Origin of the sequence: Cellulomonas sp. URHE0023 (assembly GCF_000688475.1) — a bacterium.
Classification (GTDB): Bacteria; Actinomycetota; Actinomycetes; order Actinomycetales; family Cellulomonadaceae; genus Cellulomonas.
In genome coordinates this window covers 1,672,830-1,688,457 of the sequence record NZ_JIAN01000005.1, presented here as the reverse complement: position 1 = coordinate 1,688,457, position 15,628 = coordinate 1,672,830, and the positions used below count along the sequence as shown (strand labels likewise).

Sequence of the window (15,628 nt, the reverse complement as noted above, 5' to 3'; positions counted from 1 at the left end):
CGAGGCGATCAGCGCCCGCGCCGCGGGCGCGCGAGCAGGCGGGTGACGACGAACAGGATGAGGACGAGCAGCAGCAAGATCGAGGCGCCGGCGAAACCGCGCTGCACGTACAGCTCCTCGCCGGTGCGCACGGTGCTGAAGACGAACAGCGGCAGGGAGTTCATGACTCCGACGAACGGGTTGAAGACGAAGAAGCTCGCTGCACCGGACGTGAGCAGGACGGGCGACGTCTCGCCGACGGCGCGGGAGACGCCGAGGATCAGGGCCGTCGCCAGGCCGGGCCGGGCCGTCGGAAGGACCACGTGCCACACGGTGCGCCAGCGCGAGGCGCCGAGAGCCAGGCTCGCTTCGCGCAGTCCCGAGGAGACCACCCGCAGCACCACGTCGGCGGCGCGGGCGATGATCGGGAGCATCATCACGGAGAGCGCGAGCGCCGCCGCGAAGCCCGAGCGCGGGACACCGAGCAGCAGGATGAAGACGGTGTAGATGAACAGGCCGGCGATGATCGACGGGAGTGCGGTCATCGCTTCGACGACGGTGCGGACGATCCTGGCGAACCGGCCACCGACCTCGACCATGTAGACGGCGGTGCCCAGCGCGAGCGGGACCGTGACGAGGATCGCGATCGAGATCTCGATGACCGAGCCCACGATCGCGTGCGCGACCCCGCCCTTGGTCAAGGGGTCGCGCGGGCCGACGCCTGCCATGTCGTCGACCCACATGTTGGGGTGGATGAGCGCCGGGAACCCGCGCACGAACGTGAACACGACGGTGCTGACCAGTGCGATCCCGACGACGATCGCTCCCCCGGTGATGATGGACGTCGCAAGGCGGTCGGCGACGGCCGGTCCGGGCGCGACGATGTGCGTCACGGTCGTCACGATCACCAGGTAGCAGACGAACGACGTCAGGACGAAGGCCAGCGGCGTCCCCCAGGGCAGCAGCCGGAAGCACGTGAGCCAGGCCAGCGCCAGCGCCGAGACGATGCACGCGGCGGAGGCAAGCCGGTCGGCCGGGGTGGTGCTCGCCACGCGGCGCCGAACCGTCCGGTCCGGGCCTGGCGTCGGGTCGCGCCGCGCGACGACGAACGTGCGCAGCTCGGGTGTCGACGACGTCTGCCGGGTGGGGACCGCCGTGGTCCCGGTGAGCTCGAGGTCGGTCGCCATCAGATGTCCGTCCCCGCACCGGAGCGCGACCGCGACACCACGATCGCCGCGAGAGTGTTGATGAGCAGCGTCAGGCAGAAGAGCACGAAGCCCGCCGTGAGCAGTGCCGAGAGCTGTGCGACCGAGGCCTCGCCGAACCGGCCGGCGATGAGCGCGGAGACCGTGTTGGTGCCGATCTCCAGCGGCTTGAACTTCAGGTCGAACCTGGGCGAGACGATGATCAGGACCGCGATCGTCTCTCCCAGCGCACGGCCCAGACCGAGCATCGTGCCGCCGATGATCCCGCCCCGGCCGAACGGCAGGACGACCGACCGGATCACTCCCCAGCGCGTGGACCCGAGGGCGAGCGCACCCTCGCGCTCGCCGAGCGGTGCCGAGGAGAAGACCTCACGCATGACGGACGACGCCATCGGCATGACCATCATCGCGACGGCGAGTCCCGCGATGAATGCGGATGCGGTGTACCTGGTCTGCTCCCACTGGGCCGCGTCCGCATCTGCGTCCACGTCGAAGATCGGGATCCAGCCGAGGTTGGCGTGCAGGAACCGGGCGACCGCACTGGCGTGCGGCTGCAGGAGGAAGAACCCCCACAGCCCGTAGATGATGCTCGGCACCGCAGCCATGAGGTCGACCATCGAGACCAGCGTGCTGCGTACCCGCGGGGGCGCGAACTCGCTGATGTAGAGGGCGGTGGCCAACGAGAGCGGGAACGCGATGCTCATCGCCACGAGCGCGACCGTGAACGTCCCCACGAGCACGGCGGCGATGCCGATCGTGTCCGTCTCGGGCGCCCACTGGGTCTCGGTGAAGAAGCTCCACCCGTAGTGGCGAAGCGTCGGGATCGACTGGCTCGCCAGGAACACCCCTATGCCGCCCGTGATGACCAGCACGGTGGCCGCGACCGTCCGCGTGCCCTTGACGAACACGGCATCTGAGCCGGTCGCCTTGGACGAGATGGGGCGCGGACGCGCGGGCTCTGCCCGGGGCGTGACCTCGCGCACCTCGGTGCTCACGTGGTTGTACTCCCTTCGCGCTGCGGCCGGACGTACCGGGTCGGCGGTCGCCGGTCGCGACGCGACGCCAGTAGAGCCTCCGTCGGCGTCGAATGGACTGACGGCGGGTGAACGCGGGACGGCGTGCCGTGGTTCACGGCGCCGGGGCCCCGCCCGGCGTCGGCGACGCGGACGGATCCGCCGTGGCTGCGGCACTCGGGACAGGGCTCCGGGTGGGCGTCGGGGTCGGGTCCGGCTCGACCTGCGCCGCGACCACCAGCCTGACCGGCGAACCGACCGGGACCCGTGCGCCCGCGGGCGGCACCGAGCGCAGGACCGTGCCGGCGGTTGCTGCGGGCTGGACGTCCGTCAGCACGCTCGGGTCCCTCACGAGGCCTGCAGCATCGAGCGCTGCGGAGACCGTGTCCGCCGGCTCACCCTGGACGGAGGGAACCGTGGTGAGCCCAGAGGCGACCGTCACGTGAACCATCGATCCTGGGGGGACGGTCGACCCTGGGGAGGGCTCGGCCCCGAGCACCGTTCCACGGGGCGCGGACGCATCCACCTCTGCGGCGACGGCGAGCAGCAGTCCCAGAGCCTCGACCGCGCCCTGCGCGCCGTCTACGTCGAGACCGACGAGCGCGGGCACCTCCAGCCCCCTCGGCTGCTCACGCGCGGGGCCCGTCGGCACCTCGGTCGCGGTCTGGGTGGGCACGACCACCGGTGCCGTCGTCGACGCGCTCGTGGCAACGACCTGCGCACCCTGCGCGTCGTCGGCCACGGGCCGCAACAGGGCGAGACCAGCGACGACCGCACTCCCCAGCAGCACCGCGAGCACGAGGGAGCCCACGCTGCGCCGCGGGGCAACCGTCGGCGGTGGGACGGACCGGGCGGCCACGACCGGGAGGCGCTTGGTGGAGGACGGCGCAGGGACCCTCCGCCCATCGGACGCAGGACGTGGTGACGGTATGGGCAGCACCGACCGGGCGTCACCGACTGCTGCGCGCATCGCCCGTGCGGACGCGAAGCGAGTCGCGGGGTCCTTCGCGAGGGCGCGGGCCACGATCCGGTCGACCGCCGCCGGTACGGCCGGCGCTCGGTCCGACGGTCGAGGAGCGGTCTCCCCCACCTGCGCACGCAGCACATCCGCCGGGTCCGACCGTTCGAAGGGTGGGTGCCCGGTCAGCAGCAGGTACAGGAGCGCGCCCGCCGAGTAGACGTCCGACCGCTCGTCGGCGGCCGTGGCCGTGGCGATCTCGGGCGCCGCGTACTCCGGGCTGACGATCACGAAGGCGTCGCCCGGGGCCGGCGCGCGGCTCCCGGCCAGGTCGAGCACGAACGTCTGCGCGGGCTGCGGCTCGCCGTCCACCACCGCGACCATCACGTTCGACGGCGACAGGTCCAGGTGAAGGACCCCGTGCGCGTGCGCGTGGGCGAGCGCGTCCAGGACGGCGCCGACGACGGTGAGCGCGTCGTCGGTGGTCATGGCCCCGGCGCGCCCGAGGATCGCGTCGATGGTCATCCCGTCCACGAGCTCGAGCACCACGAACGCTCGGCCCTCCGCTGTGCGGCCCGCATCGAGGATGGCCGCGATGTTCGGGTGCCTCAGACGCGCAGCGGCGCGTACGCCCGGATCGGCGACCTCCCCACCGACCACGCGCATGACCTTGACCGCTACGGGCCGGTCGAGCAGCTCGTCGACCGCCGCGTGCACGTCGGCCGAGCCGCCGCTCCCGAGCAGCCGCCCCAACCGGTAGCGACCGCCGACGACGGTCACGTCCGTGCGGCGTAGCCGTCGGCCGTCGCGAGCACCTGGGCGACGTACGCGTCGTCGTGGTTGTAGGAACGGACCGCGGCCCACCAGCCGGCGCCCGTGGACAGGTCCCCGCCTGCGGCACACAGGTACCGGCCCGCAGCGACGGCGGCATCGTCGAGGTCGTTGGGGTCCTGCACGCCGTCGCCGTCGCCGTCTGACGCCCAGCGCCGCCAGGTCGACGGCAGGAACTGCATGGGTCCGACCGCGTGCGCCCAGTCAGGGTCCTGCGTCCACGCGGTGTCGTCGGGCCTCGCGTGGATCGCCGCCGTCCCGTTCGTCCCATCCAGCGCGGGGCCGAGCACCGGCAGGCTCGGGTGGCCGTCGTCGAGCAGCACGGCGCCCGCGTGCGTGCCGTGGCCCGACTCGATCGCGCCGATACCGGCCAGGGTGGGCCAGCCGAGCCGGCAGCCCGGAACGTCCCGGGCGAGCGTCAGTGTCGCCGTGCCGTAGGCCCGGACCGCAACCGACCCGATCCCCGTCTCGGCGGAGACCTTGGCCACCCACTCGGGCGATGCGCGCAGCGGCGGCGGACGCGAGTCGGCGAGCTCGGCCGGGCCGATAGGGCCGTCTGGGGCCGTCTGGCCGGTGGAGGCGGGCGGAGTCGTCGGCAGGGGCACGACCGGCGCCGCCGGGTCCTGCGCCACCACGTCCTCGACCACCACCCGGTCGGCCTGGCCAGGGCCGCTCTCGTTCACCGCGAGCGCTGCGAGCACGACGACGTTCGCGGCGATCACCCCTCCGGCGAGCACCCACGCGCCCTTCACGTCGCGGTGCGCCGGGCGCTGACAGGCGGCGCGGACGACCGGCGGAACGTCGCCACGGCGGCGTCGAGCGGCGTGACGGGCGCCAGCTCGACGAAGCTGCGGCAGGCGTGGGCGCACCGGATACGGCGGTCCTGGTCCCCGATGCCCTGCACGACCGGCACCTCGTCGTGCGTGAGCAACCACTGCCATCGGTACGCGCCGGTGAGCCGGAGAACGGGCATGAGCGACCCGACGGCCGCCCGCACGTCCTCGACCGAGGCGCGCGCTGCCTCGACGCTGGGGAGCGCGAGCGCGCTCCGGGCGAGCCCGCGCCCGTTGGGGCTCACGAGCCGCCACCAGACGACGTCGTCGTCGGAGAACCGGTAGAGCTGGAACACGGGCGCCACCGTCCGCATCCCGTCCTTTCGTCGCGGCACCGGGTTCGACTCCCCGGTGCGTCCGATGAAGTTGAGCGCATGTCAGGCATCTGTGAGCGGCCTGTGCGGAACCGCAGGACGAACAGCCGGGGGCCAGTGGTTGACGTTCTGACGACGTCTCGTCCGGTCGGGTGAAACGGTCTTGACATGTGAGACGTTGGTTCCGGCAGGCGGACATGGCGTCCTACAGTCGCGTCATGTCCCGCCGAATGTGTCGCTGACCAGCGCACGCTCGGCTGTGCCCGCGGGCAGGTTGTCGTCGGTTGATCGACGGTCCTGAGACCCGCCCGAGCCATGGCTCGAACCGTGCGCCCCAACCCACCCTTCGCGGGACGGATGTCGGCTGCCGGTGCCTCCTGCGGATCCCTCAGACCATCACGATCAGGAGCATCGACCATGAGCAACGAGAGCTGGAACTTCGAGACCCGCCAGATCCACGCCGGCCAGACGCCCGACCCGGCCACGGGCGCCCGCGCACTGCCGATCTACCAGACGACGTCCTTCGTCTTCCCGGACGCCCAGGTCGCGGCGGCGCGGTTCGCGCTGCAGGACCTCGGTCCGATCTACACGCGCATCGGCAACCCCACCCAGGAGGTCGTCGAGAACCGCATCGCGTCCCTCGAGGGTGGCGTCGGCGCGCTCCTCGTGTCCTCGGGCCAGGCCGCCGAGACCCTCGCGATCCTCAACATCGCCGAGGCCGGTGACCACATCGTCGCCAGCCCGTCGCTGTACGGCGGCACGTACAACCTGCTGCACTACACGCTGCCCAAGCTCGGCATCGAGACCACGTTCGTCACCGACCCGCACGACGCGCAGGCCTGGAAGGACGCGATCCGTCCCAACACCAAGCTGTTCTTCGCGGAGACGATCCCCAACCCCAAGTCCGACATCCTCGACATCGAGCTCGTGGCGGGTGTCGCGCACGAGTACGGCGTGCCCCTGGTCGTCGACAACACCGTGGCGACGCCCTACCTGATCAACCCCCTGAAGTGGGGCGCCGACGTCGTCGTGCACTCCGCGACCAAGTACCTCGGTGGCCACGGCTCGGCGATCGGCGGCGTGATCGTCGACGGCGGCTCGTTCGACTACCTGCAGCACCCGGAGCGGTTCCCCAACTACAACACCCCCGACCCGTCCTACAACGGCCTCGTGTTCGCGCGGGACCTGGGCGTCGGCGGCCTCTTCGGCATCAACCTGTCGTTCATCCTCAAGGCCCGTGTGCAGCTGCTCCGGGACCTCGGCTCGTCGTTGTCGCCGTTCAACGCGTTCCTCATCGCGCAAGGCATCGAGACCCTGTCGCTGCGGGTAGAGCGGCACGTCGAGAACGCCGTCAAGGTCGCCGCATGGCTCGAGGCACGCGAGGACGTCCTCGGGGTGCACTACGCGGGCCTGGAGTCGAGCCCGTGGCACGCGGCACAGCTCAAGTACGCCCCCCGCGGCGCCGGCGCGATCATCGCGTTCGAGATCGACGGTGGGACCGAAGCGGGTCAGGCGTTCGTGTCCGCGCTCGAGCTGCACTCGAACGTCGCCAACATCGGTGACGTGCGTTCGCTCGTCATCCACCCGGCGTCCACGACCCACAGCCAGCTCACGCCGCAGGAGCAGGCCCTGTCGGGCGTCACCCCGGGTCTCGTGCGCCTCTCTGTGGGGATCGAGCACATCGATGACATCCTTGCTGACCTGGACGCGGGTTTCCGCGCCGCCAAGGGAGCCTGATCACCGCATGAGTTCTGGTACGCAGCCGACGCCGCCTGTGCCTTCTGGGTCGTCCACCACTGAAGGCACGGGCGGCTCGGCCGCGCGCCCGCTCTTCCAGGGCCCGCGCGCCCGTCCCTCGACGCTCGCGTCGCGTCCCCAGCCATCCGGCGAGCCGCCCGTCCGGGCGAGCAGCGCGTGGCGCGACGGCGACCCGGTGGGCCGTCGGCAGTTCGCCGACCTCGGTCCCTTCGCCCTGGAGTCCGGCGGGCGGCTGCCGGCCGTGCGGCTGGCCTACGAGACGTGGGGCACCCTGAACGAGGACGGCAGCAACGCGGTCCTCGTCCTGCACGCACTGACAGGTGACTCCCACGTGACCGGTCCGGCCGGCGACGGTCACCCGACCCCCGGCTGGTGGCAGTCCATGATCGGGCCGGGTGCGCCGATCGACACCGACCGCTGGTTCGTGGTCGCGCCCAACGTGCTCGGTGGTTGTCAGGGCTCCACGGGTCCAGCCTCGGTCTCCCCCGACGGCCGCCCCTGGGGTGGCCGCTTCCCGTTGCTGACCGTCCGTGACCAGGTGGCCGCCGAGATCCGCCTCGCGGACCTGCTCGGCATCGACTCCTGGGCGCTGGTCATCGGCGCCTCGCTCGGCGGGCTGCGCGTCCTGGAATGGGCCGCCACCGCACCCGACCGGGTCGACGCCATCGCGGCGATCGCCACGGCCGCGCAGACCTCGGGCGACCAGATCGCCGGCTTCCACACCCAGATCGCCGCGATCCGCGCCGACCCGCACTACCGCGAGGGCGACTACTACGACGCGCCCGACGGCGAGGGCCCGCACATCGGTCTCGGGCTGGCCCGGCAGATCGCACACCAGACCTACCGCAGCGCGGTCGAGCTGGACCAGAGGTTCGGGCGCATCCCGCAGGGCGCCGAGGAGCCGCTCGAGGGCGGTCGGTTCGCCGTGCAGTCCTACCTCGACCACCACGGCGACAAGCTCGCGCGTCGGTTCGACGCCAACACCTACGTGATCCTCACGCGCACGATGATCACGCACGACCTGGGCCGTGACCGCGGGGGCGTGCGCGAGGCCCTCGCCGCCGTGACGGCCCGCACCCTCGTGATCGCGGTCGACAGCGACCGGCTCTTCCCCCCCGCGCAGTCCCAGCGGATCGCCGACGGCATCCCCGGGGCGGTGCTGCGCACGGTCCACTCGGACTACGGCCACGACGGGTTCCTGATCGAGGAGCAGCTCGTCGGCTCGCTGGTCAACGAGTTCCTGGAGACCGGCGCCCGCCACCGTCCGTGAGCTCGCTCATCGCGTATGGGCACCCGCGGCGCGTCGCGCGCGACGACCTCGACGCATCGCGCACCGACCGCCAGGATGGGCGGCATGTCTACGCCCTCCGGTGAGCTCGCCGACGCAACCGCCGCCCTGCACGACCAGTGGATCCGGCTGCGTCGCTGGGTGGGTGAGGTCGTCGACGACCAGGTGGCCGACGAGCCGTCGGTGCTGGACGGCTGGACCGTCTCGGAGCTCGTCGCGCACCTCGGCCGTGCGATGGAGGCGCTCGCCGTGTGCGTACCGCTGCCCGACGGCACGGTGCCCCTCACGCTCGGCGAGTACGTGGGCACCTACGCCGAGCGTGCGGCGAACATCGCACAGGTCACGCGAGACCTCGCGATCGAGATCGCCGACGACCCGCTCGGTGCGGTCGACCAGCGCGCGCAGGCGGCGTTCGACCGGCTCGACGAGCTGGGTGCAGAGGACCGCGTGGTGCAGGCCCGGCGCGGACCGGTGCTGCTGAGCACGATGACCGTGTCGCGGGTCCTGGAGCTCGTCGTGCACGCCGACGACCTCGCGCGGTCGGTGCCACGCGGGGTGGACCCCGTGGACGCCGGTGCCCTGCGGCTCGTCGCCGACGCGCTGCTGCGGATCGTCGTCGCGCGCGGCGGCTGGGACCTCGAGGTCAGCGACGCACGCCGCTGGGTCCGCCTCGCCGCGGGCCGCCAGCCCTACGACGTCGACGAGCTGGCCGCGGCGCTGCACGCGCGCTACACCAGCGAGGCCGTCCCGGACCTGGGTCGGATGCTGCCCCTTCTCTAGAGCACGACCACCGTCAGGAGCTGACGGCTCACCAGCCCGACGGTCCGCGCCAACGTGTCGCGCGCCGCCCGCTCCAGGAACGGGATGTCGCGCAGGTGCCACAGCGTCAGCGCGGAGACCCAGGCGGCGTCGCGTGCCTTGTCGATCGAGAAGTTGCTCACCAGGTCCGCCAGCGGTGCGACGGCCGCGCCGTGCGTGACGATCGCCTGGTCGAGGAACGAGTCGCGGATCGGGCGCACGATCTCGGCGAGCACCGCGTTGACCTCCTCGAAGTCCCTGTGGATGGACCCGTCGTCGGGCTCGCACGATCGCGCCGTGCAGGTGGCGACGACCGCGAGCGCGAGGTCGTGGTTGATGTGGGCGTTCATCCCGGCCAGCGCGAACTGGATGGGCAGGATCCGGCGCACGGCCCGGCGCTCGACCAACGGCTCCCATGCCTTCGACACCGGGCGCCGGGCGACGAGGTCCGCCGGCACGTCGAGGAACAGGTCCGCGAAACGCACGTCCAGGTCCTCGGTGAACGCCGGGTCCTGGAACGTGCCGTCGGTGACCCTGAGCGCGACGAGCGCGGTCACGCGACGGTAGACGTCGAGGAAGACTCCGATCCCGTCCGTGCGAGGAAGCCCTGCGCGGACCCTGTCCATGTCGGCGACGACGCGCCCGATCTTCTCCGATCCGCTGGTCATCCGCCCAGGATCACAGGTCCGGGCGGTGCGGGGGAACCTCCGGCTACGTTGGGGCCGTGATCGCCGCCTACGCCGCCAGCTTCGACCCGACCACGCCGTTGAACGGGCTGGTGGTGGGGGAACGCCCCGCCCCGACGCCCCGGGAGGGCTGGACGGTCGTCGACGTCCGAGCGGCCGCGCTCAACCACCACGACCTCTGGTCCCTGCGCGGTGTCGGTCTGCGCGCCGAGCAGCTGCCGATGATCCTGGGCACCGATGCCTCAGGTGTCACCGCGGACGGTCGTGAAGTCGTCGTGCACGGGGTGGTCCAGCTCGGCGACGAGCCACGCTCCCTGCTGTCCGAGCGCTACGACGGGACCCTCGCCGAGCAGGTCCTCGTCCCGACCTCGAACCTCGTCGACAAGCCGTCACAGCTGTCCTTCGTCGAGGCGGCCTGCCTGCCCACCGCGTGGCTCACGGCCTACCGGATGCTGTTCGTGACGGGCCGCGCCACCCCCGGCCAGCGGGTGCTCGTGCAGGGCTCCGGGGGCGGGCTCGCCACGGCGGCGATCCTGCTCGGGAACGCGGCCGGGCTCGAGGTGGTCGTGACGGGTCGCGACCCGGAGCGCCGCGACAGGGCGTTGGCCCTCGGGGCCGCCGCCGCGGTGGAACCCGGGGCACGCGTCCCCCGGGTCGACGTGGTCCTGGAGTCGGTCGGCAAGGCGACCTGGTCGCACTCGGTACGGTCCGTGAAGCCGGGCGGGATCATCGTGGTCGCCGGGGCGACGAGCGGCGACGCGGCACCCGCCGAGCTGACCCGGATCTTCTTCCAGGAGATCACCGTGGCGGGCACGACCATGGGATCGCGGAACGACCTCGAGCACCTGCTCGCGTTCCTGGCGCGCACGGGTGTGCGGCCGCTGGTGGACTCGACGTTCCCCCTCCTGGAGGCGGGCACGGCGCTGAGCCGGCTGTGGGAGGGCACCCAGACCGGCAAGGTCGTCCTCGAGGTCGGCGTGTGACCTGGGAGCCCGACGTCCTCGGGCCGGACTACGAGGCCCGGACGCTCGAGCTGCGCCCGGACGACGAGGGGGCGGTCGTCGCCACGCTCGTCAGGTACTCCCCGCCCACGCCGGTGCCGCTGCGACCGTCACGCGCGATCCTCTACGTCCACGGCTGGTCGGACTACTTCTTCCAGACGGGACTCGCGGAGCACTGGAACGCCCGCGGCGCCGCGTTCTACGCGCTGGACCTGCGCAAGTTCGGTCGCAGCCTGCGCCCGCACCAGACCCCGGGCTACGTCGACGACCTGGACACGTACGACGAGGAGCTCGAAGCATCTCTCGACGTCATCCGCACCGAGCTGGGGGTGCGCGCGCGGGTCATGGTCATGGGCCACTCGACCGGCGGCCTGGTCGCGTCCCTGTGGGCACACCGGCATCCGGGCGCCCTGAGCGGGCTCGTGCTGAACAGCCCGTGGCTCGAGCTGCAGGGGTCGTCGGTGCTGCGCCACCTGTCCGGACCGACCGTCGCGCGCCTCGCCCGCTTCCAGCCCAAGACGGCACTGCCGAACATCGACCCGGGCTACTACGCCCGCACGCTCGACGCGGGCTCGGGAGGCGAGTGGACGTACAACACGACCTGGCGGCCGACACCGTCCTTCCCGGTGCGCGCCGGCTGGTTGCGGGCCGTGACGATCGGCCACGCACGCGTCGCCCGGGGCTTGTCCATCGACGTGCCCATCCTCATGCTGTGCTCGAGCCGCACGATCATCAGCCCACGGTGGAACGAGGACATGCGTGCCGCCGACATCGTCCTGGACGTCGAGCTGCTGGCCCGCCGTGCGGTGCAGCTCGGGTCGCACGTGACGGTCGTCCGCGTACGGGACGGCCTGCACGACCTGGCGCTGTCGCCGCCTCCGGTGCGGATGCGGTTCTACGCCGAGATCGACCGGTGGGTGTCCGCGTACGGCTGGGGCTGACGCTCAGCGGGCCTGCGCGAGGAGCGCCTCGAGGAGGGCGATGTCGTGGTCGAGCGCACGCAGGGTCGCCTCGCTCAAGGGGTGCCCGTCGGGACGGGTCCCCGTCGCACGCAGCGCACTGAGCTCGACGAGCACGCTCTCGTGCCGCGTCGTGACAGCCATCGGTCGGGCCTTTCGTTCGGAGGGGACGGTGCCCCTCTCATCGGCCGGTGCGACGGATCGCAAAGTTCCCCGGTCCGACCACTTCCGCAGCACTGCTCGACACGGCTGCCGGCTCAGCCGAGCGTCACGCCCGCCTCCACGGCGACGACGGCCGCCTGCATCCGTGACGAGCGCCCGAGCTTGGCGAGCACGCGGCTGACGTGCGTCTTCGCGGTCGCCTCGGTGATGCCGAGCGCAACGGCGACGTCGGCGTTCGACATCCCGGCGCCGAGGCACGCGAGGACGTCCCGCTCGCGTGCGGTGAGGGACGCCACAGCACCCTCGTGCGCGGTGCTCCGCGGGTCGGCGCGACCAGGTCGACGAGGATCCGTCGCCCCCGCTCGCGCTGACCGCCATCACTCCCCGGTGGTTCGCCGGGTCAAGGCGTCAGGGGTGGATGACGCCCGTCGCCTCTGCGAGCGTCGGACCGCCCTCGCCCAGGCGCCACGCACGCCAGCCGTCGACCGCGTTCTCGGACGCGACGGCCACGGACGCGGCCGTGTCGGGGTCGGAGTAGACCTCACCCGTCGGCAGCTCGATCAGGCCGTCCGAGCGGAGCATCGCCTCGATCCGCTGCCCCCGACGCGCACGGACCCAGACCAGCGTGGTGACCGCACGGCGGCTCTTCGCGAGCGTCGCGAGCTCGGGCAGCGCCAGCGGGAGGCCTGCCGCGGAGAACCGTTCCGGACCGCCGTAGTGCTCGACGGGCAGCGTGGACGGGCGGGTGACCGGGCGCGTGGGGCGCAGCGGCTGCGTCCCGGGCGCCGAGCGGTCGAGCTCGGGAAGTCCCTGCTCGACCTCCTGCTCGAGGTCGGACGCCTCGGCGACGTCGGACGTCTCGGTGGGCTGTGCGGAGCGGGTGACCTGGTCGTTGGCGGGCGCGTCGGCGTGGTTGCTGCTGTGCTCCGTCAGGAACGGGCGCGGGCCCGGGACGTCGTTGGACAGGTCCCACGATGCGCTCTCGGCGGGCACGTGGTCCGCGGTCGCCCGGTCACGAGGGGGTCGCTGCTGCTGAGCCGCGCGCAGGCCGACGACCGGCGTCAAGGTGGTCGGCGCCTCGTGCGTCGACCGGGCGGTCTCCTGGGTGCGGGGAGCCTGGGGCGCGATGCGCTCGGGCTCGTACTTCCAGACCGGCTGGGGCGACGGGACCGGGTCCTTCGCGCGGGGCGCTTCGTCGCGTCCCGTCCGCTGCGTGAGCGTCGGGTCGTCTGCCGGTGCCTCCACCGGCACCGCGCGGCGGACGATCGGCGTCGGCTCGGTCAGGTTCGACGGCGCGGGAGGAGGCGGAGCCACCGAGCGGAGCTCGCCGGATGACGGCTTGCGTGGCGCGGAGGCTGCCGGTCCGGCAAAGCCCTCGCTCGCGCGCACGAGCCTCAACGCGGTCGGTTCTACGGACCGCCGGCCGCCCTCGTGCGTGGCCAGCGGCGACACGTCCAGCAGGCGGCGCTCGTCCTCACCGCGGACGACGCCGACCTGGAGCACGTCGACGTGCCGACCCGGACCGCGCAGGAACGACAAGGTGTCGCCCGCCTCGGCCGCAACCTCGGAGCACAGCACGATCAGTCGGACGCCCTCGCGGCGCGTCGACTGCGCACCGTAGGCGGCCTGCTCACGGAACGCCGCGAAGTCGACGGCGAAGCGCGACGGGTCCGGGTGGTAGGCGCGGGCCAGGTCCGTCGTCGTCATCCGCGCCGCCGCACCCGCGTGCCGCAGGGACGAGACGATCGCGTCGTCGTCGACGACCTGGACCACGTCCAGCACGACCGCACGGCCCGTCGCATCGAGCGCGAGGAGCGCCGGGAGGTCCGCGTGGTCGGGTGACGAGGTCCGGGAGCGGACGGCGAACAGGGGCTCACCGGCGATCGCAGCGAGGTGGTCCGTGAGGAGTGCGGCAGTCTCCTGAGCGAACGACCCGGCCAGGGGCTGCATCGGCTGGACAAGGCGCGGTCTGCCCTCGTCGAGCTCGAAGATGGGCATCGGTCCCGGCCTTCCTGGGCGCGCCGCCGCCCACCCACGATCAGTTCTGGTCGCCCGCGGAGCCCGTCCTGCTCACGCGTGCGAGCACACTGTCCCACAGCGGACCGGACGCGTCAGCCGGTCGGGGCGGCCTGTCGGCACCAGGTGCGCACGATCACCCGGATGCGACAATTCCCACACCCCGATCGTGGTCGATCGCACACCCGGGTGGCGGTCCGCTCAGTGCTGCTCGAGCGCCTTCTCCACCCGCGCGACCTTCCCGGTGAGCTCGCCCGTGCGGCCCGGGCGGATGTCGGCCTTGAGGACCAGGCTGACCCGGTGGCCGTGCCGGCCGACGGCTTCCGTGGCCCGCTTCACCACGTCCATCACCTCGTCCCACTCCCCTTCGAGGGTGGTGAACATGGCGTCGGTCCGGTTGGGCAGACCCGACTCGCGGACGATGCGCACGGCATCTGCGACCGCGGCGGTCACGGACTCGCCCGCACCGAGCGGGGCGACGGAGAAGGCAACGAGCATGCGCCCACCCTGGTCCCTCGGGCGGTGGGTGTCCACCAGTGCCCACAAGCTGCCATCCCGGCGCGCGAGGAGTGATCGAGGCTAGGGTGACCACCAGCGCTGGCCCTGTCCACCAGGTCCGGCGCGATCCGTTGGATTCTGGCAGTGTCTCCGCTTTCGTCGACGGGGGAACAGTTGTGCCATGGCCTCGCATCGCGCATGACCTGCGTGCTCGCTGGATGACTCCCGTGCTCGTGCAGCTGGAAGGGCTTCGAGAACAGTCGCTTGCCCTGCAGGGTCAGGTGGCGGCCTTGGCGGAGACCCGCACGCAGGTCGACCACGGCTCCGGTGCGACGATGCCGCAGACCAGGCTCCAACGGGCGCTCACGGCGCGAGAGTGGGTGAGCCCACCAGACTTCTTCGGTGGATGGGCGCCCGAGGACGTCGACCTGCTGGCCCGGTTCCGGCTCGACCAGCGCAACGAGCCGGGACTGGGCGAGATCGTGGACTGGCTGGGCATCGGCACCAAGGCCTCGCGGTTCCCGGGCCTGAGTGGGCCGGGCCTGCCCGGCGTCGAGTTCGTGGACCTGCCGATCCCCGACGACGGCTTCCACGCGGAGGCCATCGAGTACGTCGCGCTGCTCACTGCGGTCGAACGAGCGGTCCAGGCGAGCAGGGGCACGTTCTCCTGCGTCGAGCTCGGCGCGTCCTACGGGCCCTGGGTGACGGCAGCAGGGGTGACCGCCCTGCGCTCAGGGTTCGACCGCGTATCGCTCCTCGCCGTCGAGGCCGCCGCTGCCGCCGAGGTGGAGATCCTCGAGCACGCCGAACGCAACGGGCTCACGCAGGATGCGTCCGTGGACGTGCGCGTCGTGCATGCTGCCGTCCACGTGCGCGATGAGACCGTGTGGTTCCCACGGGTCGACCCGAGGAGCGACAACGGGGCCCAGATGAGCAGCACCCAGGCGGACGTGGACTACCGAGGGCACGCCCTCGAGCACGACCCGGTCGACGGGCTGAGCCTGCGCTCGCTGGTCGAGCACCTGGACCGGATCGACTTCCTGCACATGGACCTGCAGGGCACCGAGCAGTCGCTCCTGGAGGATCCCGACTTCCTGAGCGTCCTGCACGAGAAGGTGGAGGTGCTCTTCCTGGCCACCCAGTCGAGGTTGATCGAAGGGATCGCGCTCCGCGAGCTCTCCCGGCTGGGGTGGGCTCTGGTCCGCGAACGCCCCACCGACTTCCGGCAGAACGCGGTCACCTCGGACCCGAACGGCTGGACCATCCGAGATGGTGGCCAGCTGTGGCTCAACCCTGGCCCGGTCAGCGAGCCGGCGACAGCCTGACGCC

The 15,628-nt window shown here is 72.2% G+C and carries 16 protein-coding genes; 6 read left to right on the top strand and 10 right to left on the bottom strand.

Features of this window, described 5'->3' with window-relative positions; translation table 11 throughout:
- Positions 1–8: 8 nt before the first annotated feature.
- The 5 genes from pstA to N553_RS25360 all read right to left on the bottom strand — a co-directional run bounded on the left by pstA (position 9) and on the right by N553_RS25360 (position 5,154).
- Entirely contained in the window at positions 9–1,166 is a 1,158-nt protein-coding gene (pstA, locus tag N553_RS21895; protein WP_081844428.1) for a phosphate ABC transporter permease PstA, read from the bottom strand.
- Positions 1,166–2,179 carry a phosphate ABC transporter permease subunit PstC gene (pstC, locus tag N553_RS0108605; RefSeq protein ID WP_197029960.1) on the bottom strand — a complete coding sequence of 338 codons (1,014 nt, stop codon included), beginning with the start codon at positions 2,177–2,179 and terminating at the stop codon, positions 1,166–1,168. The genes pstA and pstC overlap by 1 nt, the downstream gene beginning before the upstream one ends.
- A gap of 133 nt (positions 2,180–2,312) precedes the next feature.
- Positions 2,313–3,935, bottom strand: a complete 1,623-nt coding sequence (locus N553_RS0108600; protein ID WP_028046172.1) for a PASTA domain-containing protein — start codon at positions 3,933–3,935, stop codon at positions 2,313–2,315.
- Positions 3,932–4,738, bottom strand: a complete 807-nt coding sequence (locus tag N553_RS25365) for a lytic transglycosylase domain-containing protein (protein WP_051639928.1) — start codon at positions 4,736–4,738, stop codon at positions 3,932–3,934. Before N553_RS25365 ends, N553_RS0108600 begins: the two co-directional genes overlap by 4 nt.
- The gene (locus tag N553_RS25360; RefSeq protein WP_197029958.1) at positions 4,735–5,154 is read right to left on the bottom strand and encodes a hypothetical protein; all 420 of its coding nucleotides are present in this window, start codon (positions 5,152–5,154) and stop codon (positions 4,735–4,737) included. Before N553_RS25360 ends, N553_RS25365 begins: the two co-directional genes overlap by 4 nt.
- A gap of 396 nt (positions 5,155–5,550) precedes the next feature.
- Here N553_RS25360 and N553_RS0108585 point away from each other — a divergent pair, with 396 nt between their 5' ends.
- From N553_RS0108585 to N553_RS0108575, 3 genes are all read left to right on the top strand, one after another.
- The gene (locus N553_RS0108585; RefSeq protein ID WP_028046170.1) at positions 5,551–6,870 is read left to right on the top strand and encodes a bifunctional o-acetylhomoserine/o-acetylserine sulfhydrylase; all 1,320 of its coding nucleotides are present in this window, start codon (positions 5,551–5,553) and stop codon (positions 6,868–6,870) included.
- A gap of 7 nt (positions 6,871–6,877) precedes the next feature.
- The gene (locus N553_RS21885; RefSeq protein WP_051639927.1) at positions 6,878–8,161 is read left to right on the top strand and encodes a homoserine O-acetyltransferase; all 1,284 of its coding nucleotides are present in this window, start codon (positions 6,878–6,880) and stop codon (positions 8,159–8,161) included.
- An 84-nt stretch (positions 8,162–8,245) separates the two neighbouring features.
- Positions 8,246–8,959 carry a maleylpyruvate isomerase N-terminal domain-containing protein gene (locus N553_RS0108575; RefSeq protein ID WP_034621499.1) on the top strand — a complete coding sequence of 238 codons (714 nt, stop codon included), beginning with the start codon at positions 8,246–8,248 and terminating at the stop codon, positions 8,957–8,959.
- On the opposite strand, the gene N553_RS0108570 is transcribed toward N553_RS0108575, so the two are convergent.
- Positions 8,956–9,645, bottom strand: a complete 690-nt coding sequence (locus N553_RS0108570; RefSeq protein WP_028046168.1) for a DUF5995 family protein — start codon at positions 9,643–9,645, stop codon at positions 8,956–8,958. The genes N553_RS0108575 and N553_RS0108570 overlap by 4 nt on opposite strands.
- A 56-nt stretch (positions 9,646–9,701) precedes the next feature.
- Between N553_RS0108570 and N553_RS0108565 the strand changes: the two genes are divergently transcribed.
- Together N553_RS0108565 and N553_RS0108560 are read left to right on the top strand one after the other, a co-directional pair.
- Positions 9,702–10,646, top strand: a complete 945-nt coding sequence (locus tag N553_RS0108565) for a quinone oxidoreductase (protein WP_028046167.1) — start codon at positions 9,702–9,704, stop codon at positions 10,644–10,646.
- Positions 10,643–11,605 (top strand): alpha/beta hydrolase, encoded by a 963-nt coding sequence (locus N553_RS0108560; RefSeq protein ID WP_028046166.1) that lies wholly within the window; start codon positions 10,643–10,645, stop codon positions 11,603–11,605. Before N553_RS0108565 ends, N553_RS0108560 begins: the two co-directional genes overlap by 4 nt.
- A gap of 3 nt (positions 11,606–11,608) precedes the next feature.
- Here N553_RS0108560 and N553_RS25030 read toward each other — a convergent pair whose 3' ends face one another.
- The 4 genes from N553_RS25030 to N553_RS0108540 form a co-directional block, all read right to left on the bottom strand.
- Positions 11,609–11,767 carry a hypothetical protein gene (locus N553_RS25030; RefSeq protein ID WP_156043747.1) on the bottom strand — a complete coding sequence of 53 codons (159 nt, stop codon included), beginning with the start codon at positions 11,765–11,767 and terminating at the stop codon, positions 11,609–11,611.
- Between the two features lie 113 nt (positions 11,768–11,880).
- Positions 11,881–12,081 (bottom strand): helix-turn-helix transcriptional regulator, encoded by a 201-nt coding sequence (locus tag N553_RS0108550; RefSeq protein WP_028046165.1) that lies wholly within the window; start codon positions 12,079–12,081, stop codon positions 11,881–11,883.
- 112 nt (positions 12,082–12,193) lie between these two features.
- Positions 12,194–13,783, bottom strand: coding sequence for a hypothetical protein (locus N553_RS0108545; protein WP_028046164.1), 1,590 nt, complete (start codon positions 13,781–13,783; stop codon positions 12,194–12,196).
- Between the two features lie 219 nt (positions 13,784–14,002).
- Positions 14,003–14,299, bottom strand: coding sequence for an MTH1187 family thiamine-binding protein (locus tag N553_RS0108540; protein ID WP_028046163.1), 297 nt, complete (start codon positions 14,297–14,299; stop codon positions 14,003–14,005).
- A 218-nt stretch (positions 14,300–14,517) separates the two neighbouring features.
- Between N553_RS0108540 and N553_RS0108535 the strand changes: the two genes are divergently transcribed.
- The gene (locus N553_RS0108535) at positions 14,518–15,624 is read left to right on the top strand and encodes a hypothetical protein (RefSeq protein WP_028046162.1); all 1,107 of its coding nucleotides are present in this window, start codon (positions 14,518–14,520) and stop codon (positions 15,622–15,624) included.
- The last annotated feature ends 4 nt before the right edge of the window (positions 15,625–15,628 follow it).